The organism is Leeuwenhoekiella parthenopeia (genome assembly GCF_020782115.1).
Lineage (GTDB): Bacteria > Bacteroidota > Bacteroidia > Flavobacteriales > Flavobacteriaceae > Leeuwenhoekiella > Leeuwenhoekiella parthenopeia.
Map to the genome: position 1 here is coordinate 19,224 of NZ_JAJGMW010000002.1, position 21,917 is coordinate 41,140.

The following is a 21,917-nucleotide window of genomic DNA, read 5'->3' on the forward strand; positions in this document are numbered from 1 at the left end:
CAACACACTATCTATACATAAGAATATGAAAAATCTATTTATAAAACTTCCATTCTTCCTGGTCCTGACCCTGTTTCTGGCCTGCGGAAATAAAACTGAAACTAACCCGCAGGAGTCGGCTCCCGTTGCTGATGTGGAGGTGACCGAAGCCCAATTTAAAAATGCCTCGATGCAGCTTGCAGGCCTTACCGAAGCTGTTTTCCCGGATTGGGTGGAAGCCAGCGGAATGATTGACGTTCCGCCGGAAAACCGCGCAGTGATCACCCCGTATTTGGGCGGCTATGTACGCGACAATCCCTTGCTTATTGGCGATGCGGTCAAAAAAGGTCAACCCCTGATCACGCTTGAAAATCCTGAATTTGTGAGCCTGCAGCAGCAGTTTCAGGAGCTGGGCGAACAACTGGAATACCTCAAGTCTGAGTACGAGCGTCAGCAGACTCTGGCGGCCGAGAATATCACGTCTAAAAAGAATTTTCTTAAAGCGGAAAGCGAATACAAACGCAGCCTCGCCACCTATAACGGACTCCAAAAGCAGTTGCAGTTGCTCAACATCAGCACAACGCAGGCGATGCAGGGCAATTACAGTAGTTTGGCCCGTATTTATGCGCCTATAAACGGCACTATTGCGCGCACGTTTGTGAGCAAGGGGAGCTATGTGTCGCCCGCAGACCCGCTTATGGAAATTGTAGATATTGAACACATTCATCTGGAGCTTAAGGTTTTTGAAAAAGATATGTTGAAGGTGAAAAAAGATCAGGCGATTGCATTTAAAATCCCGGAATCTTCGCCCGACTATTATGACGGTACGGTGCATCTTATAGGAAATTCGCTGGATATTGAAGGCCGAACCGTGACCGTTCACGGGCATATTGATAACGAGCGGGGCACCCCGCATTTTGCCGTGGGTATGTTTATCGAAGCCCGAATCAATACGGGAGAAACCGAAGCTTTGGCCCTGCCCGAAACGGCGGTGGTGAATTTGGGCGAAAGCTATTATGCCTTGCAACTCCAGGAGCAAAAAGACGGAAGCTATCGGTTTGACCGGGTTGAAATTAAACCCGGAAAAACGCAAAACGGGATGACTGAAATTTTGAATGCGGCAGAGCTGCCCAAAGATGCGCAATACTTGAGTAAAGGCGCTTTTGAACTGATTCAGGAGTAATTTTGAGACGCTTTAACCTTAAACCTCACCCGTTTCCAAAACCTGTGAGGTTTTTGCTATCTAGTTTCTAAACCATAAGAACCAACGGTCCCAATAAACTCAACTTTACATAATACCTGTCTATTTAAAAAATCAAGTTGAATAGATCCAGGGTTTATGTCGAATTCTTTTCTTAAATCATCCAAGTCATTTTTCGCTTGAATAAGTGATTTTACAAACTGATCTTCAATTGCCCATTTTAATGTTGTTTGAAAAGTTGGATATTTTTCGCCCTTTAAGTCGCTAATTAATTTTTTATACATATTTCTATTTTTAGAATTACTATGTATATAACGGGAAATCTTTGATACTGTTACATTTCTGGTAATGAGCTATTCAAATTCGTATTCCTGCAAAGGGGCTTTCGAGTTGGTTCCTGAAAAACTTCAAACCTCACAGGTTTCCAAAACCTGTGAGGTTTTTTAGTTTAACCCAAAAAACGACCTGATAAACTCTTTTTTGGGAAGGCTCCAGATGATTTGCAGATCGTCTTTGAGGCTGCTGGTTCCATCCAGAAACCGAAAGATTTTGGCGATTTCATTTTTCTGAAACATTTGGGTAAAAAGTGAAGCGCCCAGTTCGTTTTTGCGGTACAAAACATCGAGCAGAAGCTTGTCGTACCAGCGATAGCGGTCGGCGATTTTAAAAGTGTTGAGGTTGGTTTCCTTCTTTAAAAAAGCCACCAGTTCTGAGGTGCGTTTAAGCGTATAGGTAAAGGTGTAGCCGGTGCTCCCGCGCGTCCAGCCGCCGGCCGTGCCTACGTGAAGAACCCGCCGGGTGTTGTGTTTCTCAAAAGGATAAGCTGTCATCGGGATGCTGCCTTTTTCGGTTGAGACTAGTTCGTATTGCGAGGCTCCCAAGGCTTCCATATAATCTTCAATTGCAGCTTCGTATTCTTCATCGGGCAGCAAGTGTTCGGAGAACAGGGTGTATTCAACCAAAGCCTTATTGGGCGCTGTGGGCAGCAGGTACATAAAGCGGGTGTTTCCGCGTTGCGGGATGGTGAAATCCATAAATGTCGCGACCTCCGGATCAAAAACAGGTTCCTGAGTACGCACTTCCCAACCGATGAAATGCTGCTGTAAAACCGGATACTTCGTTTGATTTTTTAGCCGTTCCGGCGAAAGGATACTGCTGAATACTTTGCCTGCGGTATAGGTAGCTGATGAAGTGGTGACTTCAACATATTCAGATGTTTCGGTTAGGCTCTGGAAGGCTTCGGTTTTAAAAGTAAGCTGTTTAGAAGCCCGAAGCTTTCTGAAAACCGACTCATAAAAATCAATGCCTTCTATTTTGTTGTAGCTATACGAATCTAAGGGGATTTCCGCCGAAAAGTTTTCGCCCTTAAAAGCGATACGCTCCCATTTTTTAGAAATGACCGCATCCCAATCCCGGGTATTTTCGCTCCAGAAACACCAGGTACGATCATTGGTGTTTTTTTCGCTCTTATCAAGCAGCAAAATACGCTTATCCTTAAAGTACGGATCACTAACTAATGCCTGAGCCAGCATCAAACCCGAAAGGCCGGCACCCAAAATGAGGTAATCGTAGTGTAGCGAAGTGTTTTGCATAGCGGTCTAAAGCTAGAACTAATAAAGCGATCGTAAAAGGATTTTTTAAGTCTAGTACTCTAAAAAACCCAGCAACAGGGCAGAGGTATAATAATTAAAAATGCGCTTTTCAATTGTGAAGTCTTCATTGAGTATTAACGTCACCGGCAGGGAAAAGGATTTTTTTGGACGCGTACCTAAGAGTAGGGCCAGATCGTGAACTCCGTTGCGCCGGGTAAGCGCCTGCGTATTGGTAAAAGTTTTGCCGTCAAAATGGATACTGTCTGTTGTTTCCACATCCATTCGCACTGCATAATAGTCTGTGTTTAATTTCTGAATGACTTCAGGTTTGGTAAACACCACCCGGTCAATTTTTTTGCAGTAGGCACACCAGTCGGCGTGAAAAAACACCAGCGTCTTTTTGGGTTTAGTGACCAAAGCGCTGTCGAGTTCTTGCCAGCTTAGCCAGTTGATCTGCGCCCGGTCCTGAGCTGCAAGGTTTCCGCAGCATAAAACAAGAAGAAGGATACATGTTTTCATAATAATCCATTTTGCCCGTGCGGCCCGCACTTTTTGCCTGTGCTGTCCGCACTTTTTGCCTGTGCGGCTCACACTAGAAGTCACCGAAGCGGAGACCGATGAAAAAGGTTCGGGGGCGGTTGGGCCCGTAAATATAATTCGAGTCGCGCAGGGGGCCGCGGTCAAAGTCGGTTTGATAGCTGTTTAACAGGTTTTGTACGCCGCCGCTCAGTTCAAGATGCAGGTATTTTTGCAGGTCGAAATGCCAGGTGAGTTTGGGTGTCAGGTCCAGGAATGCCGGAGTCTTTTCGATTTTTATAAAACCACTGCTGCTGATCACATGCGGAGCCAGCATAGGGCCGGTAAAACTTCCGGAAAGATCGATTTTAAAAGCCTCATTTGTTCTCCAGTTGGCATTGAAAAAACCGTACAGAATGGGCGAACGCATAAAGTCGTGAATGACCACGTCGGGTTCATTTAGCGAATTGTCATCAGACTCAAAAAGCACCTGTGGCCGGTCGTAAACCGAGCGTTGCCAGGTAATCCCCGCCTGAAACAGAAATTCTTCACCCGGGGAGAGATTAAATTCAACATTGGTACCGGCAACGCTTGCGCCGCTACCGTTTCGGGATTCTTCCAAAATAGAACCGTTAGGCAAAGTGGCGCCGGTGCTAACCAGCGTAAACGGATTCTCCAGCGTTGTGTAAAAGCCTTCAATCAGCAGGCTGGTTTGTAGCTTGTTGAAACTTCGGTCAAAATTGAAAGAAGCCGTATAGGCATTCGAGAATTCGTTTTCCAGATCGTCTGAAAGTATGGCAAAACGCTGTTCCCCACCCACCGAGCTGATGTGCAGGTCTTCATTAAAAGCCTGCGGGGCTCTAAAGCCACGGGCGTATCCTCCACGAAACTGCAGCGATTCACTGATGTTATACAGAAGGGTCAATCGCGGACTGAGCACGGTTTGGGAAACATCGGCATTTCGGGAAATCTGTGCGATGGCGTAACGACCTTTTACGTTCACGTGGTCGAGGCGGGCTCCCAGAAGGGCGGTAAAATCTTCGAATGCCTTGTATTCCCATTGGGCGTATGCGCCCAGATTGTGCACACGCTGATCGACCAGTCGCTGATAGCCGGGAATCGCATCTTCGGTATCGTTAAGCCGGTATTCCAGACCGCTGGTCAGGGTAGATTTATTAGTGAATTTTCGGGTAAGTTGGGTGCCGGTAACCAGTGCCAGATCCTGAGTAGACCCAAAAGCATTACTTGCCAGGGTAGAATCTGCCGCAGTGCGCCCACCGCCCAGACCACCGTAGTAACTTTCCCGATTGGTATGCTGCACGGAAACATAGCCTTCAAACACGGTACTGCGGTCGTTGTTATACCACTCGTAATCGCTGCCGCCAAAAAAGGTGTTGTGATCTAATTCTTCGGTAATGTCTGTAAACTGCGGAGCCAGATCAAGCCGGTCGCCACCGCGGCGGTATTCGCGAATAGCGGTAAGATCCAGGCTAATTTTGCTGTTGTCGTTAGGCCGGTAAAAGGCCTTGGCACCCACCGAATGATTGGTGAGTTCGGTGATTTCGCTAAAACCATCGCCATTGGCGTCATAAGCATCGCGGTTGCGATACATACCGTAAAGGGTGATTCCGTTGCTGAGGTCTTCGCTTACCAGCGAGGTATTCAGATTGAGGTTACGATCTATGGCAGTGCCGTCGATCAAACCCAGATTGGAGCTCACTTCCCAGCTGTTGTTTACGGGATCTTTGGTGATGATGTTAACGGTTCCGGCAATGGCGCTCGAGCCGTAGAGGGCAGAACCGCCGCTGCGTACGACTTCAACGCGATCTATTATACTTACCGGAATCTGCTCCAGCCCGTAGACTCCGTTTAAAGCGCTGAATACCGGCCGGCTGTTCAGCAAAACCTGGGTGTATTGCCCGTCCAGGCCGTTGAGTCTTACCTGAGTAAATCCGCAGTTTTGGCAATTGGTTTCCACCCTTAGCCCGGGCTGGTAATTGAGACCGTCTGCCAGTGAGAGCGATTGGGTCGCCCTGAATAATTTCGGACTCATCACCTGCACGATTACGGGAGCCTCTTTTTTTGAAAGTCGGTTGCGGGTAGCGCTTACGACGACTTCTTCAAGACCGAGTAAATCGGGTATGAGTGTAAAATTCAGGTGTTCCTTTTCGAAGTCTGCAGGACTTAGGTTGTAATAATGCGTTTTAAAACCCACAGCGCTTACGCTCAGGCGGGATGCGTTGTCGGGAACTTCGAGTTTGTAGAATCCGTTTGCATCTGCCGAGGTGCCGGTATTGCTGTCGGTTACATACACATTGGCAAAGGGTAGGGGCTCACCATCGGCGTAAATGATGCCGGAAAGGCTTCGATTTTGCTGCGCCCACCCGCTAAACAGGTTGAGTAAAAAGAATAGGATCAGCGAAATACGCATAGAAGTGGATGTATTTAAAAATAAGTTTAGGCAAACCTAAAAAATATATTTAAATAATTTGGCGTATTATTGTGGTAATATTAAAAATGATTATGACTTTTTCTGAAGAAAACTATCTCAAATCGATCTATTCGCTTCAAAAAGACAGTCCTAAGGGCGTAAGTACCACCATTCTGGCTCAGTATCTGGAGTCTAAGCCGGCTTCGGTTACCGAAATGATTAAAAAGCTGGACGAAAAAGGTCTGGTGCTTTACCAACCCTATCAGGGTGTTTTGTTGAATAAAAATGGCGAACTGGTCGCGCTTAAAGTGATACGCAAGCACCGGCTTTGGGAAACTTTTTTGGCTAAAAAGCTCGATTTCAGCTGGGATGAGATACACGATGTGGCCGAGCAATTGGAGCATATTAAATCAGACAAGCTCATCAAAGAGCTGGATCGGTTTCTGGGCTTTCCTACCCACGATCCGCACGGGGATCCCATTCCCGATGAGCAGGGTAATGTGATCAAGGTCGAAAAAAAGCAGGTTTCCCAATTGGTACCCGGTGATACCGGAACCTGTGTGGGCGTTAACGATACCTCGTCTTCGTTTCTTCAGTTTTTAGACCAGCAGCAGATCAAGCTGGGCACTGTGATCGAAATTATGCATTTGCAGGACTTTGACAAAAGTATGACGGTGCGTATTGATGGGCGTGAACTCCTGCTTTCGCAAATAGCTACCGAAAATATTTACGTAAAATTTTAGTCTGAAAATTCAGCTGAAACCCTATAGATTATGATGAACGAGATTATTGACTATTTTGAAAGTTTAAGTGCTGTTAAGGGCGCTTTTCTGGCCACGCTGTTTACATGGGGCGTGACCGCCCTGGGAGCCTCATTGGTGTTTTTTTTCAAGGCGATGAACCGAAAGGTTTTTGACGCGATGCTGGGTTTTGCCGGTGGCGTGATGGTTGCAGCCAGTTTTTGGAGTTTGCTTGCACCCGGGATTGAGATGAGCCCGGGAGAAGGTTTTGTAAAAGTGATTCCTGCCGCGATAGGTTTTGCTCTGGGGGCCGGCTTTTTATTTGGGCTTGATAAAGTTTTGCCGCATTTACACGTCAACTTTAAGGAGGAAGACAAAGAAGGTGTGCGCAGTCCCTGGCATAAATCGGTTTTGTTGACGCTGGCGATTACGCTTCACAACATCCCCGAAGGTCTTGCGGTAGGGGTTTTGTTTGGAGGTGTGGCAGCAGGGTTTGACGGGGCGACTATTGGGGGTGCCGTGGCACTCGCGATCGGGATTGGGCTTCAGAATTTTCCCGAAGGTTTTGCGGTGGCGATGCCCTTGCGCAGGCAGGGATTTAGCCGATGGAAGAGCTTTAATTACGGGCAGCTTTCGGCAATTGTAGAACCTCTGGCAGCTGTTCTGGGCGCTTATGCAGTGATGACTTTTCAACCTATTTTGCCCTATGCACTGGCTTTTGCTGCGGGAGCTATGATATTTGTAGTGGTAGAGGAGGTGGTGCCCGAGTCGCAACAGGGTAACCATACCGATATTGCCACGATGGGATTCATCGGCGGTTTTATCCTGATGATGACGCTGGACGTAGGGTTAGGTTAGCCTGCAACTTTAGGACTTTTGCTATGTCTTTAAAGAAATCCCGGCCCGCTAATTGGAATGTCAGGTCGAGCGCAGTCGATCCCCGATTTAGGGCATTAGATTAAATGGCCTCTCGACTGTGCTTCGATGAGACTCAGCAACCACCCTCGAGGTGACACCAGGGCGTTTAGAAAACTAACATTATGAAAAAGGTACTTTTTGTTTTAGGATTACTGGTTTCGGGTCTGGGTTATGCTCAGGAATTGAAAGTTTCAGATAGTGTTGAGGTAAATCAGCCTGTGCAGGTACCACAAATCGTCGTAAAAGTGCCTTTCGGAAAACTAACAAGCTTTGGCGACAAGAGCATTAAGATCATAAAGGTGACCGATTCCAGATGCCCAAGTAATGTGAACTGCATCTGGGCAGGTAATGTGATTTTAGACTTCGAGATGTATGAAGATGGAAAATATGTGGACACCCGCAGAATAACTATTGGCAGTGATCAAAATGATCGTATGTTATTTGACTCGGCTGCGCAACGGCTAAAAGCCTATTCTGTGTTACCCTATCCTAAAACTGCACTCGGGAAGATTCCACAGGAAGATTATGTGATCAATTTGGTATGGCAACAGCTTGCCGAAGAAGATTAATGACAGCCGCAGTTGTCGCTGCCGCAGGATTTATCGTTAGACTTTCCGCTTAAAAAGGCAGGTTTCCAGACGTATTTGGTAACCAGATAGCCCACTGCGAGTATAAAAATCAGGAGTACTAAAACATTCTGTATCATAAAATTTCTTTTTTAAGGCTTACGGTTTTCGCGAACGCGAAATACTAAACCTAAATCAACAATTGGTATGCCACTAAAGCCACAACATAAGCAAAACCACTCATAATCACAAGCTGAAGCACCGGCCATTTCCAGGTATTGGTCTCGCGTTTTACAATCGCCAGGGTACTCATACACTGCATCGCAAAAGCGTAAAACAGCAATAGCGAAATTCCGCTGGCGAGGTTAAATAAAGGTCCGCCCAAAATAGGATTTACCTCACCTGCCATTCGGTTTTTTATGGTTTCCTCCTCGTCGCTTCCCACACTGTAAATGGTGGCCAGCGTACCTACAAATACCTCGCGGGCAGCAAATGAACTTACAATAGCAATACCTATTTTCCAGTCGTAACCCAAAGGTCGCACCACCGGCTCAATGGCTTTACCCATATAACCAATATAGCTGTATTCCAGTTTTTCAGCTGAGATATGTTTGTCTAGTTCATCCTGCGGAAATGCACCCGCTTCCATTCGGGCTGTCACGTTAGCTTCGGCATTCGTAAAGTTTTCGCCCGGACCATTTGACGCCAGTACCCAAAGTACAATCGAAATCGCCAAAATGATTTTTCCGGCTCCAAAAACAAAGGATTTGGTTTTTTCAATCACATTATAGGCCACATTTTTAAAGAGTGGCAGTTTGTAATTGGGCATTTCGATAACAAAAAAGGTGCGTTTTTTAATTTTTAAAATACGGTCGAGCACCCAGGCCGAAAGAATCGCAGTACCAAAACCGATGAGGTACAACAGCATCAGCACCAGACTTTGCAGGCTAAAAATATAAAGCACCTTCTGATCTGGAATCACCAGCGAAATGATGATGAGATACACCGGAAGCCTGGCGCTACAGGTTGTAAACGGAGTGACCAGAATGGTGATGAGGCGCTCTTTCCAGCTTTCGATATTTCGCGTAGCCATAATCGCCGGGATGGCGCAGGCTGTACCCGAAACCAGTGGCACCACGCTTTTTCCGCTTAAACCGAAGCGTCTCATAATGCGATCCATCAGGAATACCACCCGACTCATATAGCCGCTTTCTTCGAGAATGGAGATAAAGAGAAACAAAAACGCGATCTGCGGGATAAAAATGACGATTCCGCCCAGACCGGGAAGTATACCTTCGGCAATAAGACTGGTAAAGGCTCCCGGCGGCATGGTGTTGCGCACCCACTCACCGGCGGCCGCAAAGGCCTCGTCTATAAGATCCATCGGGTAGGATGACCAGTCGTAAATCGCCTGAAAAATAAGCAGCAATATCGCCAGGAAAATCACATAACCCCAGACTTTATGCGTAAGTACCCGGTCAAGACGGCTGCGTAAATCTTTTGCTGCCAGATGGTCTATACTCAGGGTTTCTTTCAGCACGCCATTGATAAACTGATAGCGTACAATAGTTTCTTTTTGCTGCAGCCGCTTTAAATTCGACTTACTTTCGGTCTTAAAGCTCGAAATGCCCTGCATCTCGTTACGGTCCAGCTTACCAAAGTTTACATCCTGAGTGATAACCAGCCAGAGTTTGTATAAATCCTGTTTGGGGAAAGCTTTACGCAGGCGGTCAAAATACTCGGGTGCAATTACCGAAGCATTGACGCAAGGTTCAACAGACAGACTTTTATAATTGGCAATAAGTTCTTTAAGGTGCTCAAAACCCGTGTTTTTGCGGGAGCTTACCAGAGCGATTTTGGTCTCCAGCCGCTCTTCCAGCTTTTCGACGTCAAGCGTGATGGCTTTGCGCTCCATACGGTCGGCCATATTGATGACCAGAATCGTCGGGATTTTTAAATCTTTAATCTGGGTAAACAATAGCAGATTGCGCTTCAGGTTTTCGACGTCTGAAATCACCACCGCCACATCGGGATAATCCTTGTCGTTTTTATTGAGGAGCAACTCGATCACCACGTTTTCGTCAAGCGAACTCGCATTGAGGCTGTAGGTTCCCGGAAGATCCAGAATATGCGCTTTAACGCCACGGGGCAGTTTGCAAACGCCTTCTTTTTTCTCAACCGTGATTCCCGGATAATTACCTACCTGCTGTTTTAAACCGGTAAGCTGATTAAAGACCGAGGTCTTCCCGGTGTTCGGGTTTCCTATAAGTGCTACATTAAGCTGTTTACTCATCAGAAAGCGTTTCTACGGTGATGTGGCAGGCCGTTTCTCTGCGTATGGCCAGGTGACTGCCGTTTATATTGAGGTACATAGGATCTTTAAAAGGAGCGATCTGTACCAGCTCTACTTCATTACCGGGCAAACAGCCCATTTCCAAAAGCTTAAGCGGTACCTGATCAAGCGTAAATTCTAAGATGATGGCCTTTTGACCGCGTTTTAGGGTGTCTAATGAAGTGATCAAGATTTATTTAGATTGAATTTAAACAAGGCAAAAGTAACGGAAATACACTTCATAAGAAAAGATTTTAGTCAGGAATTGGGACTTCAGTCGCGAGGAGGAGTTGGAAAGTTGAAAATTAGAAATATGAAATCGGAAATAGGAATGTAGAATTCAGAGTGCAGAGTTTTGAGTTCTTGCGAACGCATTCAATGGCAGCGGCGATGACTGAGTGAATTTTGCGTAGTTGTGCGCAAAATTTGTATCGAAGGCAGAGCAGAAAGTTGAAAATTAGAAATACGAAATTGGAATGTAGAATTCAGAGTGCAGAGTGAGGAGTTGAATATGGAGGTTTTAAAAGATAGCTTGAGAAACATCCCTCTAAATCTCCCTTCAAAGGGAGACTTTTGCTTTTCGTAGCCGGGAGGTTTTCTCCCTTCCTTTGAAGGAAGGGTCGGGGATGGATGTAGTGGATTTTCAGGACAATTTCAAATAACCTGAACTCAGCACTCATCACTCTTCACTCATCCCTGCGTCCTTCAATCTCCTTTAAAATCGCGATGTCTTCAAGCAGCTGCTCGATGGCTTCGGGATCTGTACCGTCGTAGAACCCGCGGATGCGTTTTTTAGAATCGATAAGCATAAAGTTTTCGGTATGAATCATGTCGTACTTATCGCCGTTACCCTGAGTTTTTACCGCCAGATAGCTTTTTCGCGCCAGCTCATAAATCTGCTTTTTGGGTCCGGTGACCAGATTCCACTTGCTGTCATCAACGCCTTTTTCAACCGCATAGCGTTTGAGCTGGGCAACCGTGTCTGTGGCCGGAATTACGGTGTGCGACAACAATTTGACCGAAGGATCGTCTTTCAGTTTTTCCTGAATGTGCAGCATATGATCGGTCATTTTGGGGCAAATGGTCTGGCAGGTGGTAAAGAAAAAATCGGCTACATAAATCCCGGGGTAATCGGCTTGTGTAATGGTGTCGCCGTTTTGGTTTACCAGTTTAAAGTTTGCAATCTTGTGGTATTTTTTGACGAATTGCACCGTGCTGTCTACCAAAGAACGGTCTACCATATCAGGTTGATAGATGGGCAGACTGGGTGCAGGCTTCATCAGGGTGTAGAAAGTATACAGGATCCCTGCGGAAAGAATGACCATCACGATGGCAAACTTTTTGTATTTAGCAAAAAACTGAAGCATAGCGGGCAATTTTTGTGCAAAATTACGATGCAGCAAGCTCCCGCCAAAGCCGGAAAGCGCTTATTATGGGTATTTGCGAAAACGGGCCTGTTTCAAAGTTTTGATTACGCGACTAAAAGGTTACTTTTGTGCACTTTTTAATCGCGATCGCGGGGCGATTGCCTTATCAGATTTAAGATAGATACCGGCGGCAGGTGATGTCGCTTTTTAGAAAATATTTATGGATCCATTTTTTGTAAAAGGTGCTCAGCTGTTCTTGAGCCTTTCAATACTAATTGTACTTCACGAGTTTGGGCATTTTATTCCGGCCCGGTTGTTTAAAATACGAGTTGAGAAATTCTTCCTCTTTTTTGATGTCAAATTTGCCCTGTTTAAGAAAAAGATAGGCGAGACCGTTTACGGTATTGGCTGGCTTCCGCTGGGAGGTTACGTTAAGATTTCCGGAATGATTGACGAAAGTATGGACAAGGAAGCGATGGCGCAGGAGCCCAAGCCCTGGGAATTTCGTTCCAAGCCGGCCTGGCAGCGTCTTATCGTGATGATTGGCGGGGTGACGGTCAATATTATTTTGGGCTTTTTTATCTACATCATGATTATTGCCAATTATGGGGAAGAATACACCACGGCAGACGATCTGAAGTACGGTTTTGGTTTTTCGCCTATAATGGAAACCTACGGTTTTGAGCAGGGCGATAAAATTCTCGAAGTAAATGGAGAAGCACTTTTAGACCAGATGGATTTTCCACATATGGTGATGATGCGCGATGTGTCTCAGGTAAAGGTAGAGCACGCCGATGGCAGTACCGAAGAGCTGACGCTTCCCGAAGATATTGGGATGAAACTCTTTAAATCGGGTGAAATGCCGGGCGTAAATGCTCCGCGTACGCCGGTAAAGCTTGATTCGGTATTTAGCGGTGCTGAAAAAGTGGGAATTCTGGGAACTGATGAATTAATCAGCATCAACGATGTGCCGATTGAATTTAAAACCGATGCTACTTATGCCCTGCAGAAAAACCGGGACAGCATCGCGACGGTGACCGTGATGCGTGACGGCGTGGCGCGTCAATTTGAGGTGCCCATAGGTGATGATAAGATGGTAGGAGTAGGTTTTGATTTTGAAGATAAAGATTATGTGATGCCTAAACGCAATAAGCGGGAATATGGTATTGCCGAAAGTATAGGCCGCGGCATCAACTACGGTGTAGATCAGCTGGTAGATTATGCGGTGCAGTTTAAATACGTGTTTACCTCTAAGGGCGCTTCTCAGGTAGGTGGTTTTGGCGCGATTGCCGGTCTGTTTCCTGATCAGTGGGACTGGTTGTCGTTTTGGCAAACAACGGCCTTTATATCGATTATTTTGGCTTTTATGAACATACTGCCCATACCGGCGCTTGATGGTGGTCACGTGATGTTCCTGTTGTATGAAATGATCACCGGCAGAAAGCCCAGCGATAAGTTTTTAGAGTACGCGCAGATGATAGGCTTCTTCCTGCTCATCGCTCTGGTTTTATATGCAAACGGAAACGACATTTACCGTGCAATAACGGGTGACTAGGCCTGAAAAATACAGCAACTAAAAATCGGCTAAATATTTTTTAAAATATGTTTTGCAGGTTTGAATAGTTGTGTATATTTGCATCCGCTTTCAGCAAATAAGCGGTACGTTCTTTAAAACTTTACAAACGGCAGTATTGCGATACGCCCAAAGTTTTAAACATAGAAAATTTAAATTCCTCCTTAGCTCAGTTGGTTAGAGCATTTGACTGTTAATCAAAGGGTCCTTGGTTCGAGCCCAAGAGGGGGAGCATTAAAACCCAACTTATTCATTTAGGTTGGGTTTTTTGTTTTTACTAGAATTCTACTGTGCGAGAAGTTTATCCCGAGCTAAGTCGAGGGAAGCCCAAGCCTGTGCTGAGCGAAGTCGAAGTAAGGGGGAGCAAAATTAAGCCTTAACTACTTGTATTTGAGACTTTTTTTGTTTTTAGTAATCCAAGTATTGACGCGGGTTTAGAGCATTGTAGGGATGTTTTGCTTCCCCTTACCGAAAGGGGGCGATCAGTCAAAATCTATCAAAAAAGGGTACCATTCTGGGTACCATATAAAATGTTACTGGGTACCGTATAAAGTGCACCAATTGTTTCACATAAATAATTGGTAATGAATAGTAACAAGTTAAAGATCCTTTTTGTTATTCGAGCGAATCGAACTAACAAAGAAAACAAGTGTCCACTTAACATCCGAATCACTTACAAGAAGGAAAGGCGGCAATTCTCATCCGGATTGACGGTGGATAAAAGTCTTTGGAATGCCACTAACCAGCGCTTAGAAGATCAATCAGTTGAAGGGCAGGCGTTCAACAATGATCTAATTTTAATAAAGCACAAAATCCAAAATCTCTATCTGGCACTCAAGATTCAGGATCAGAAATTTAGTGTTGATGAGATTCTAGCTTTGTATCAAGATAAGCCCATCAAGAGGACTGAAAATACGGGTATAATTGAAAACTTCGATATTTTTTTGAAGAACCAAGAGCGTCTTATAGGTAAGGACATAAAAGAGGTCACCTGGAAAAAATTCAATTACGTATTAAATGATCTAAAGCACTTTGTTAAAGTAGTATTAGCTAAGAAGGATGTTCCTCTAAAAGAATTAAACCAAAGCTTCCTGAACCAATTTCAATACTATTTAAAGACGGATAAGAATCAAAAACAAGTTACCGTAAACAAAGCTATACAAAGGCTTAGAAAGCCCATACAGGTAGCTCTGGGAGAAGGTTTAATTACTTCAGATCCTTTCGGTCGACATAAACCAGGCAAGGTGTTTAAGGAGGTTGTTTTTCTTAGTGAAGATGAGTTGAGGAGACTGGAGAATCATACCTTTCTTTCAAGACGCCTTGAACGAGTTAAGAACCTGTTTATATTTTGTTGTTACACCGGTCTGGCTTACCGAGAGATGGCAAGTTTGAAACCGGAGCATATCGTTAATGGCTTTGATGGCGGACAATGGATTAAAATGAAAAGAGAAAAAACAGGAAAAGATATAGCGGTCCCTCTACTTCCACAGGCAAAGGACATAGTTGATAAATATAGCGGTCAGTGCGAAACTATCTTTACTCCATTAAGCAATCAAAAATTCAACTCCTACTTAAAGGAGATTGCGGAAAAGCTTGAAATCAAGAAAAGAATGACCCATCATACCGCACGTAAAACATTTGCTTCTACCGTGCTACTTTACAATGAGGTTCCTATCGAGATTGTTAGCGAGCTTTTGGGGCACTCCAGTATAAAGATTACCCAGGATTATTACGGTAAGATTGTGAATAAAACCTTGAGCATCACAATGAATAATCTTTCGGAAAAATTAGCTAAAAAGCATGGATGAAATGTGCTGATTGGTTTCAATCTGCAAATATATCGAACCCGTCATATAAAAGAATATCTGGAATTTCTGGCGCATAGAAAAAACCACAATCATAGAAATGATTGGTGAGTTTTTTCTTCGCAGTTTTTAGTTTTTTGCTAAACTTCTGGTATTCTTTACTGGTGGGAGATGGTCCATCGTAGCCAAACTGAGGGGGATATATCTGGGTTATCAAAATTTTGGACGAACGTCTGAATTCTAGCCAGATTTCTTTCATTACTAAGTCTAAAAGTTTGTATCCGCGGTATTTGCGCTTGATGAAGATAAACTCTAGTAAAAGTATATCGAAACCTGCTTTGTTCACGCTTGCAAGCGCGATAAATTCATCTGTGAACTCAAAAGATTCCATGTCAAACATTCTATCTAAAGGCAGGTGCTCTATTTTTTCGTGAAATTGCATGTCACCTATACAATAGCCCTGTAGTATTGCATCTTCTACCCTAAACCTTGTCAAATGAAAATGTCCTATATCTTCAGATTCATCATCCATAGTATGAAATTCAATAGTGGCAAAAATGGCTGTAAAAAAGTTTTCAGGAAAGCCCTGGTCTTCTATAGTCCTGTAATCGTAACTGATGCTTATCCAGAAATCGTCTAGTTCTGATGAAATGTTGTCTAAAATTTCACACATGTTGAGATGACTTAAAGTAAATATTCTAATCCGCAGGCTTTTGCTTGTAGAAGTAGAGTTTCGTAATCATTTACTTCAATAAGACCTTTGCCAGTGGATGTATTATTAAATATTTCTATACCGAAGCTTTTCGCGTAATCCCTAATTTGTCTTGATGTAAATTCATTTGCGGCACAGGCATTTTGCAAACTTATATAGACCTTTCCACTATCAACCCGGCTAATATGTTTCTCACAGTCTAATTGATTGCTCAAAATCGTGATGCAGATGTATTCAATATAGAAATCCTGGTCTTCGAAGAATTGGCTGTATCGGTTGTGGCAATACTTGTTGTCATTTACTATAATGTGCTCCCAAGTGTAGGTGATCGTTTCTCCTTCAAGCTTTATTTCAGCAATCTTTAAGAGTTGATCTTTTATGTCATAGATGGTTAATGCCTCGTCGAATTCTACTTGAGTCAAAGTTTGATTGAAATGGAAGCTTCGATTCCTCAAAATCGCAGCCTTACCCTTTGAGAGCGTATCTCTTAATGATGCTCCAGTTAAATTAGAAAGCTTCTTATATTTTTCTAAAACAGGTTCCAGATAATTGATTGTGTGTGTTGCAAGGCAGCAGGCTATGGGCTCTAATAGTTCATTCATTAATTATTGTTTTCATTTAAGATAGGGCTTTGCCTAGATTTGACAATGGAACAAAATTCTGTTTGGAAACCAATTCAGTATGTAATTAATACTAATTCAGAATTAAATTTGTTTTAGTCGGTATCTGCTAAAATGCGCCTTCTAGAAGGGCTCATTTACCATCTCTAACGATTTACTTTCAGTAATCTCCAGCCATGCTCAGGAAGCTTGTAATCGTCTATTTTCATGATTTTTCGAATGCCTTCCGGATATTTATAAACTAGGAAAGTGCAGTCCACATTACATTCCAGAAAAAAGTTTTTCATCTGTTTTGGCTTGGGAAGCTGGCTGTTTTTAAGTGCATTTGTGAACCTATAAGGACCAATCTCCATCAATAGCGTTTCGATTTCAGGGGTATTATAGTTTCTGAAGATAATTTGATACATTTGGTAAAAATCCGATTAAATGGAATAATTCCAAATTCTTTAATACTAATATTTAGTATAATTTTATTCAAAACATACTCTTATGTGCTATAGAACTTCGAATAGATTACCAGTTCCAGATATGGAAAAAAGGTATGGTATTGAACGGGATCCAGAATTGGATATAGAAGATACTGATTTTGTAGACTATAATATCAATGGATTTAGTCATCCTCCCATGTTGATTATTGGTATGGATGCCGGTCTTGACATTGGACCGCGTCCAGAAGTTTTACATCCGGCTCTGTGGGGTATCGCCCCTTCCAATACCAAGGGAAGTATAAATGATTATTACAGAGGAATTAAATATCATGGCTCTGAATTAAATGCGAGGTCGGAGAAAGCATTTGATTACTGGCTGTATAAGGCATCCATTATGGAGAAGCGCTGTATTGTTCCCGTCACGGGTTTCTTTGAGCCTCACAAGCATAAAGGTGTTAGCTATCCATTCTACTTCGAAAAGAAGAGTAGGGAGCATTTAAGTGTAGCTGGACTCTACTCAGTAACAGAGACAGGCTATGTAACATTTACCTTATTGACAAAAGAAGCTTCACCACTTTTTGCGAAAGTCCATAACAAGACAGGAGACAAAAGACAAATAGTACTCCTAAACGAAGAGACAGAAAAAGATTGGCTTGATCCAAATTTAAAAGAAGCGGACATCAAAGCATTTTTCGGGGATTATTATGACGAAAAGAAGCTTACTACCTATCCCGTATCCAGAGCGGTGCAAGGAAGGAAAAACATTCTGGACGGCGAGGAAGCGGTAGAGCGTGATGATTATGAACAGCTAGAGACCTTAGAAGCGGAGCTTAAAAAATTTTTATAATAAAAAAATTTTTGTTTCCAATTCTGTGCTCTTTAACCTGCCCACTAAAGACTCCCCCGCTCCGACATTGAAAAACAATACCCCGCTAATCATCTGCTTCAAATCCATAAGATGGAGTGTCACTTGAATTTTCTAATATGGGCGGCTGATCATCATTTTTACTATTTGGGGTAATGTGCTTTGTGGCAACAATCTTTATATTTACATCATCTTTCGCGCTAGTTGAGGAGCTTCTAAAAGTACTATACCGACTTCCATTGAAAATGTAATGTGGATTTACCCAATACATATTCGCTCTGCCTTTAGCATTTGCTACAATCCCAATTTGGACTAGGCTTTTGAGTGCAGCATAGTAGGATGATTCTCCCATTCCAATCAGTGGTAATATTTTTTTTCTAGTTAAATGAATTTTTTCTTTATCCTTACCCAAGTGCAAACAGATATACATTAGGAGCTTTAGCGCTTTCTCATCTAAGTTGTAAACCACTTTTTCAAAAGATTGGGTTTTATATAGTTTTGCACCTGTATCAGAATCAAACAATGAAATGTTGGTCTCCCTTCTCGATTGAAATCCGTTCGAAGTGGGTACATTATTTAAAGTTTCTCTCTGAATTTCGATAAATTCAAGGGGTTTATTTAAGAAGGGATTTTTTTCATTTTTGGAATTTTTTGGTCTTGAAGTGCTTTTCTTTGTATTTTTTTCCAAATCAAGGGTTATTTACATCCTGGTAATGAGTGTCTTGAGTTAAAAGTTTCATTATATTATTACTGATATAATATATAGTTGATCTTTCGTAAAAGTATTCAAACAACCAAGACCTCAAAAGAAATATTGAGGCTGCAATCTTACAGAAAGTAACTAACCTGAACAAGTTTATAAAGCCCACTTTTTTGTGCATTACCTATTTTCTCACGTGACAGTTCCCCTCTACCGAAGAGGGCTAAGAACAGGCGTACAGATTTTGAAAATCACCCTTACTCGGTACTGGGGAGACAGCGTTTTCAGCTAGGGTAGTATTATTGCCGTAAGCTCGTTCCTCTGGTAGTTTATTAACCTTTACTTGATCCAGTTTAACTATGGCATTCGATGACTAGGGACCCGACTTGCAAATTTTGATCGCTCTGGTTAATTTGTGGCACCCAAATCTAACAATGGATATTACTAAAGAAGAAATTCAGCAGGCACTACGAATTAGCAGAGCTATTCAAAACTACATTGAACTTACCGGTAGTAGAGATCTTAGGTCAACCGATGTATTCCCATACCTGTCTCGTAAGGGGCTTTTTGAAAGGGACACGAGGCACAATGGCAAACACTTTAGAAAGTTCCTCAAGAGGCTTTACAATGCGAATATGCTTGAAAATCTAGTGCCACAATGTAGGTACCTTAGAGGTGTGGGTGATCAGGTAATGGGGGAGTGGTATTTTAATGATGCCAAAGACAAAATGCCCAAGGTTATCTCAGTAAAAATGAACGCTGCTCAGGAGAAACCAGCACCAATGACTCTTCCAGCAGCCAAAAAGCTAATGCAGTCACTGGTTGATGGGATTCATCCTTTAACTTACAAGAACCTTCCGGAGTCAGAGGCATCTATGCATCCTACGGTGAGGGAGGCGCTGCAACTCTTGATTTCTTCTTTGAGCGAAGATGATCCTGCCCAAAAAGATGATCTTCAAAGTGATCCTGAAGGTTACTGTGAGTCACCTAAGTCCAAAAAAGAGCAGGATTCGGAATGCAAGGGTTTGGAAATAAGCTACGATCAGTCCATCCCCGCAGAAGAACTACTTAAAGGCTGGAGGGAAGAGGTAAATGCTTGGGAAACCACCTTAGATCTTGATGCCCTTTCTGAAAATGTACTGGCGATACGACGGAAATATCCCAGGGCTTATGAAAAGTGGGCTGATCGGGAAAAGGAAATTGTTCTTCAGGCTTATAGCTTAACGCGTAGTACCAGTAAAGTAGCAGAGCTGACGCAGCGAACCACAAATTCGATTCAGCTTACTATAGACAGGCTACATAAGAAACTGGAGGAATCCAGATAAAAATCAGAGCTCCTATCCTAGGTTAGGACCCTCTTTAAAGGATATTTACTATACTTGTAGTCTCCCTACAAGAATATCCATTAACCACCTTATGAATAGAGAACAACTCAAGCAGTTAGAAGATAGACTGTGGAAAGCTGCAGACGACCTGCGAGCAAACAGCAAACTTACTGCTACTGAATACAGCTTCCCGGTACTGGGGCTTATATTTTTACGACACGCCTACAACAGATTTATTACTGCTAAAGCACAAATTGAAGAGTCGCTACCTTCACACCCACAGCGCGGGAAGCGTCCTGTAAATAAGACCGACTTTCTTTCTGCCAATGCGATTTTCCTACCCGAAAATGCGCAATGGAAAACCATAAATGAGCTTCCTGAGAGTGCTGACGTAGGAGAATACCTTAATGAAGCCATGAAAAGCATTGAGGCAGAGTATGAGGTGCTTCAAGATGTGCTGCCCAAGGATTACGTGCTTTTTGAAAGCGACTTGCTTTTCAGATTGATACGTATTTTCAATGATCCTTTACTGGATAATGTGACAGGTGATGTTTTTGGGCGTATCTATGAATACTTCCTGAACAAATTCGCGATGAGCGGTGCACAGGAAGGCGGTGAGTTCTTTACGCCTCCTAGCCTTGTAAATGCTATCGTAAACATCATTGAGCCAAACCACGGCACCGTATTCGATCCGGCTTGTGGTAGTGCTGGTATGTTTGTACAGACCGCACACTTTATTGAAGAAAACCTGCATACAGAAGCTTCTCAAAAAGTAACTTTTTACGGTCAGGAGAAAGCAGACACCAACACCAAACTCGCCAAGATGAATATGGCGGTTCACGGTCTTGACGCCAAGATTATGCAGGGGAATACCTTCTACGACGATCATCACGATCTGGTTGGTAAATGTGATTTCGTTATGGCTAATCCACCATTTAATGTGGACGGCGTTGACAAGAAAAAGGAATCAGTTAAGAACGACCCCAGGCTTCCCCTGGGTTTACCTAAAAATGATAATGCCAACTACCTGTGGATCCAGTATTTCTACAGCTACTTAAATGAGACCGGGCGTGCCGGCTTTGTAATGGCGAGTTCTGCCAGTGATGCGGGGCATTCGGAAAAGAAAATACGTCAACAGCTTGTAGAAACAGGAGCTGTAGATGTTATGGTGTCTATTGGTACGAAGTTTTTTTATACGCGTTCATTACCCTGTTCCTTATGGTTTTTTGACCGTTCTAAGGAACAGGATGCTGAGCGTGCAGATAAGATCTTAATGCTTGATCTGAGAGATGTCTTTCGAAAAGTTTCTTCTAACCTGCACGACTTTACTGATGAACAGCTTCAAAACATTCAGGCTTTAGTAAGACTTTACCGAGGCGATAGAGGTACGTTTAATAAAACCCTTGATTTGTATAGAGAAAAGTCAGCTACGGCTTTTAAAAAGGCTCAGGAGGGAGTTGAACATTTAAACAATCTTCTTGGGAACACTTCTCCGGAAGTATTGAATCTTGCTGCAGAGCCTGAAAGTAACTATCAAAATTCTAAAAGGTCTTCAACAGTTAAAGAATGGAAAGTTAAATACACCAAGGCGGTCAAAAAGCAGGTTGACTCAAATAAAAACGAAGCCAAAGCAGATCCAAGTAAACGCGGTGAACTGAAACGTAAAACCGGTCTTTTAGAAAAGGTGCTGGCTACTTTTACGAAAGCGGTAGAACGTCATTTATATTTTGACAAAGAAATCGAATGGTTAAAGAGCCGTTTTCCAGATGGTAATTATGCTGATGTAGCAGGCTTATGTAAAGTGGTTAATCGAAAGGAAATTAAAGCTAACGATTACAGCCTTACTGCAGGACGCTATGTAGGTGTCGCAACAGTTGAAGAAGATGAGGGCTTTGATTTTGAGGAGCGGATGGCAGAGATCAAACAGGAACTTAAGCTTTTGAATGAAGAGGCTATTGTACTGGCTGAAACAATACAAACAGATCTTACTGAATTAGGGATATGAGTTGGGAGGAAAAAAGAATTGGTGAAGTTTGTATTTTAAATTATGGTAAAAATTTACCAAAGACTAAAAGACAGTTTGGTGAATACCCCGTATATAGCTCGGCGGGCTTGATTGACTATCATAGCAAATCTCTGGTTGATGAAGAGGGAATTATAATAGGAAGAAAAGGCAGCGTTGGAACACTGTATTATTCTAAAAAACCTTTTTTCCCAATAGATACTTCTTACTATGTATAATCGCAA

The 21,917-nt window shown here is 43.2% G+C and carries 21 protein-coding genes and 1 tRNA gene; 11 read left to right on the forward strand and 11 right to left on the reverse strand.

Annotated elements, in window-relative coordinates; genetic code table 11:
• Window positions 1-25: 25 nt before the first annotated feature.
• On the forward strand, window positions 26-1,162 hold the full coding sequence (locus tag LLW17_RS01170) for an efflux RND transporter periplasmic adaptor subunit (protein WP_228228438.1): 1,137 nt from the start codon (window positions 26-28) through the stop codon (window positions 1,160-1,162).
• 56 nt (window positions 1,163-1,218) lie between these two features.
• Here LLW17_RS01170 and LLW17_RS01175 read toward each other — a convergent pair whose 3' ends face one another.
• The 4 genes from LLW17_RS01175 to LLW17_RS01190 form a co-directional block, all read right to left on the reverse strand.
• A complete protein-coding gene (locus LLW17_RS01175) occupies window positions 1,219-1,464 on the reverse strand; it encodes a hypothetical protein (protein WP_228228439.1) in 246 nt (81 codons plus the stop codon).
• Window positions 1,465-1,623: 159 nt separating this feature from the next.
• The gene (locus LLW17_RS01180) at window positions 1,624-2,772 is read right to left on the reverse strand and encodes a lycopene cyclase family protein (protein WP_228228440.1); all 1,149 of its coding nucleotides are present in this window, start codon (window positions 2,770-2,772) and stop codon (window positions 1,624-1,626) included.
• 51 nt (window positions 2,773-2,823) lie between these two features.
• Window positions 2,824-3,291, reverse strand: a complete 468-nt coding sequence (locus tag LLW17_RS01185; protein ID WP_228228441.1) for a thioredoxin family protein — start codon at window positions 3,289-3,291, stop codon at window positions 2,824-2,826.
• Window positions 3,292-3,364: 73 nt separating this feature from the next.
• Window positions 3,365-5,719, reverse strand: coding sequence for a TonB-dependent receptor (locus tag LLW17_RS01190; protein WP_228228442.1), 2,355 nt, complete (start codon window positions 5,717-5,719; stop codon window positions 3,365-3,367).
• A 92-nt stretch (window positions 5,720-5,811) separates the two neighbouring features.
• On the opposite strand from LLW17_RS01190, the gene LLW17_RS01195 reads away from it, so the two are divergent.
• From LLW17_RS01195 to LLW17_RS01205, 3 genes are all read left to right on the forward strand, one after another.
• Window positions 5,812-6,462, forward strand: coding sequence for a metal-dependent transcriptional regulator (locus LLW17_RS01195; RefSeq protein ID WP_228228719.1), 651 nt, complete (start codon window positions 5,812-5,814; stop codon window positions 6,460-6,462).
• Window positions 6,463-6,495: 33 nt separating this feature from the next.
• On the forward strand, window positions 6,496-7,317 hold the full coding sequence (locus tag LLW17_RS01200) for a ZIP family metal transporter (RefSeq protein ID WP_228228720.1): 822 nt from the start codon (window positions 6,496-6,498) through the stop codon (window positions 7,315-7,317).
• Window positions 7,318-7,499: 182 nt separating this feature from the next.
• Window positions 7,500-7,946, forward strand: a complete 447-nt coding sequence (locus LLW17_RS01205; protein WP_228228443.1) for a hypothetical protein — start codon at window positions 7,500-7,502, stop codon at window positions 7,944-7,946.
• Here the strand turns inward: LLW17_RS01205 and LLW17_RS01210 are convergent.
• The 4 genes from LLW17_RS01210 to LLW17_RS01225 all read right to left on the reverse strand — a co-directional run bounded on the left by LLW17_RS01210 (window position 7,943) and on the right by LLW17_RS01225 (window position 11,642).
• Window positions 7,943-8,083: a FeoB-associated Cys-rich membrane protein gene (locus LLW17_RS01210; RefSeq protein ID WP_228228444.1), complete on the reverse strand. Its 141-nt coding sequence runs from the start codon at window positions 8,081-8,083 to the stop codon at window positions 7,943-7,945. The genes LLW17_RS01205 and LLW17_RS01210 overlap by 4 nt on opposite strands.
• Before the next feature lie 50 nt (window positions 8,084-8,133).
• A complete protein-coding gene (gene feoB / locus LLW17_RS01215; RefSeq protein ID WP_228228445.1) occupies window positions 8,134-10,236 on the reverse strand; it encodes a ferrous iron transport protein B in 2,103 nt (700 codons plus the stop codon).
• Window positions 10,229-10,465 (reverse strand): FeoA family protein, encoded by a 237-nt coding sequence (locus LLW17_RS01220; protein ID WP_228228446.1) that lies wholly within the window; start codon window positions 10,463-10,465, stop codon window positions 10,229-10,231. Before LLW17_RS01220 ends, feoB begins: the two co-directional genes overlap by 8 nt.
• Window positions 10,466-10,961: 496 nt before the next feature.
• A complete protein-coding gene (locus tag LLW17_RS01225) occupies window positions 10,962-11,642 on the reverse strand; it encodes an SCO family protein (protein WP_228228447.1) in 681 nt (226 codons plus the stop codon).
• A gap of 220 nt (window positions 11,643-11,862) precedes the next feature.
• Here LLW17_RS01225 and rseP point away from each other — a divergent pair, with 220 nt between their 5' ends.
• From rseP to LLW17_RS01240, 3 genes are all read left to right on the forward strand, one after another.
• The gene (gene rseP / locus LLW17_RS01230; protein WP_228228448.1) at window positions 11,863-13,197 is read left to right on the forward strand and encodes an RIP metalloprotease RseP; all 1,335 of its coding nucleotides are present in this window, start codon (window positions 11,863-11,865) and stop codon (window positions 13,195-13,197) included.
• 176 nt (window positions 13,198-13,373) lie between these two features.
• Window positions 13,374-13,447 (forward strand) — tRNA-Asn (locus LLW17_RS01235).
• 352 nt (window positions 13,448-13,799) lie between these two features.
• Window positions 13,800-15,023 carry a site-specific integrase gene (locus tag LLW17_RS01240; RefSeq protein WP_228228449.1) on the forward strand — a complete coding sequence of 408 codons (1,224 nt, stop codon included), beginning with the start codon at window positions 13,800-13,802 and terminating at the stop codon, window positions 15,021-15,023.
• Window positions 15,024-15,039: 16 nt separating this feature from the next.
• Here the strand turns inward: LLW17_RS01240 and LLW17_RS01245 are convergent, their stop codons facing one another.
• Together LLW17_RS01245 and LLW17_RS01250 are read right to left on the reverse strand one after the other, a co-directional pair.
• Window positions 15,040-15,693: a hypothetical protein gene (locus LLW17_RS01245; RefSeq protein WP_228228450.1), complete on the reverse strand. Its 654-nt coding sequence runs from the start codon at window positions 15,691-15,693 to the stop codon at window positions 15,040-15,042.
• A gap of 11 nt (window positions 15,694-15,704) precedes the next feature.
• Window positions 15,705-16,334: a hypothetical protein gene (locus tag LLW17_RS01250; RefSeq protein WP_228228451.1), complete on the reverse strand. Its 630-nt coding sequence runs from the start codon at window positions 16,332-16,334 to the stop codon at window positions 15,705-15,707.
• A gap of 507 nt (window positions 16,335-16,841) precedes the next feature.
• Between LLW17_RS01250 and LLW17_RS01255 the strand changes: the two genes are divergently transcribed.
• Window positions 16,842-17,627, forward strand: coding sequence for an SOS response-associated peptidase (locus tag LLW17_RS01255; RefSeq protein WP_228228452.1), 786 nt, complete (start codon window positions 16,842-16,844; stop codon window positions 17,625-17,627).
• Window positions 17,628-17,712: 85 nt separating this feature from the next.
• Here LLW17_RS01255 and LLW17_RS01260 read toward each other — a convergent pair whose 3' ends face one another.
• A complete protein-coding gene (locus LLW17_RS01260; RefSeq protein WP_228228453.1) occupies window positions 17,713-18,333 on the reverse strand; it encodes a hypothetical protein in 621 nt (206 codons plus the stop codon).
• Window positions 18,334-18,779: 446 nt separating this feature from the next.
• On the opposite strand from LLW17_RS01260, the gene LLW17_RS01265 reads away from it, so the two are divergent.
• The 3 genes from LLW17_RS01265 to LLW17_RS01275 all read left to right on the forward strand — a co-directional run bounded on the left by LLW17_RS01265 (window position 18,780) and on the right by LLW17_RS01275 (window position 21,911).
• Complete coding sequence (locus tag LLW17_RS01265) at window positions 18,780-19,670, forward strand: hypothetical protein (protein ID WP_228228454.1); 891 nt, start codon at window positions 18,780-18,782, stop codon at window positions 19,668-19,670.
• 91 nt (window positions 19,671-19,761) lie between these two features.
• Complete coding sequence (locus LLW17_RS01270; RefSeq protein ID WP_228228455.1) at window positions 19,762-21,675, forward strand: type I restriction-modification system subunit M; 1,914 nt, start codon at window positions 19,762-19,764, stop codon at window positions 21,673-21,675.
• A complete protein-coding gene (locus LLW17_RS01275) occupies window positions 21,672-21,911 on the forward strand; it encodes a restriction endonuclease subunit S (protein ID WP_228228456.1) in 240 nt (79 codons plus the stop codon). The genes LLW17_RS01270 and LLW17_RS01275 overlap by 4 nt, the downstream gene beginning before the upstream one ends.
• The last annotated feature ends 6 nt before the right edge of the window (window positions 21,912-21,917 follow it).

Bases quoted from the DNA above. Each gene is read 5' to 3' on its own strand.
- LLW17_RS01200 (WP_228228720.1), top strand. From the start codon at position 6,496: ATGAACGAGATTATTGACTATTTTGAAAGTTTAAGTGCTGTTAAGGGC.
- LLW17_RS01255 (WP_228228452.1), top strand. From the start codon at position 16,842: ATGTGCTATAGAACTTCGAATAGATTACCAGTTCCAGATATGGAAAAA.
- LLW17_RS01245 (WP_228228450.1), bottom strand. From the start codon at position 15,693: ATGTGTGAAATTTTAGACAACATTTCATCAGAACTAGACGATTTCTGG.
- LLW17_RS01175 (WP_228228439.1), bottom strand. From the start codon at position 1,464: ATGTATAAAAAATTAATTAGCGACTTAAAGGGCGAAAAATATCCAACT.
- feoB (WP_228228445.1), bottom strand. From the start codon at position 10,236: ATGAGTAAACAGCTTAATGTAGCACTTATAGGAAACCCGAACACCGGG.
- LLW17_RS01195 (WP_228228719.1), top strand. From the start codon at position 5,812: ATGACTTTTTCTGAAGAAAACTATCTCAAATCGATCTATTCGCTTCAA.
- LLW17_RS01250 (WP_228228451.1), bottom strand. From the start codon at position 16,334: ATGAATGAACTATTAGAGCCCATAGCCTGCTGCCTTGCAACACACACA.
- LLW17_RS01240 (WP_228228449.1), top strand. From the start codon at position 13,800: ATGAATAGTAACAAGTTAAAGATCCTTTTTGTTATTCGAGCGAATCGA.
- LLW17_RS01205 (WP_228228443.1), top strand. From the start codon at position 7,500: ATGAAAAAGGTACTTTTTGTTTTAGGATTACTGGTTTCGGGTCTGGGT.
- rseP (WP_228228448.1), top strand. From the start codon at position 11,863: ATGGATCCATTTTTTGTAAAAGGTGCTCAGCTGTTCTTGAGCCTTTCA.
- LLW17_RS01170 (WP_228228438.1), top strand. From the start codon at position 26: ATGAAAAATCTATTTATAAAACTTCCATTCTTCCTGGTCCTGACCCTG.
- LLW17_RS01190 (WP_228228442.1), bottom strand. From the start codon at position 5,719: ATGCGTATTTCGCTGATCCTATTCTTTTTACTCAACCTGTTTAGCGGG.
- LLW17_RS01275 (WP_228228456.1), top strand. From the start codon at position 21,672: ATGAGTTGGGAGGAAAAAAGAATTGGTGAAGTTTGTATTTTAAATTAT.
- LLW17_RS01185 (WP_228228441.1), bottom strand. From the start codon at position 3,291: ATGAAAACATGTATCCTTCTTCTTGTTTTATGCTGCGGAAACCTTGCA.
- LLW17_RS01270 (WP_228228455.1), top strand. From the start codon at position 19,762: ATGAATAGAGAACAACTCAAGCAGTTAGAAGATAGACTGTGGAAAGCT.
- LLW17_RS01180 (WP_228228440.1), bottom strand. From the start codon at position 2,772: ATGCAAAACACTTCGCTACACTACGATTACCTCATTTTGGGTGCCGGC.
- LLW17_RS01225 (WP_228228447.1), bottom strand. From the start codon at position 11,642: ATGCTTCAGTTTTTTGCTAAATACAAAAAGTTTGCCATCGTGATGGTC.
- LLW17_RS01265 (WP_228228454.1), top strand. From the start codon at position 18,780: ATGGATATTACTAAAGAAGAAATTCAGCAGGCACTACGAATTAGCAGA.
- LLW17_RS01210 (WP_228228444.1), bottom strand. From the start codon at position 8,083: ATGATACAGAATGTTTTAGTACTCCTGATTTTTATACTCGCAGTGGGC.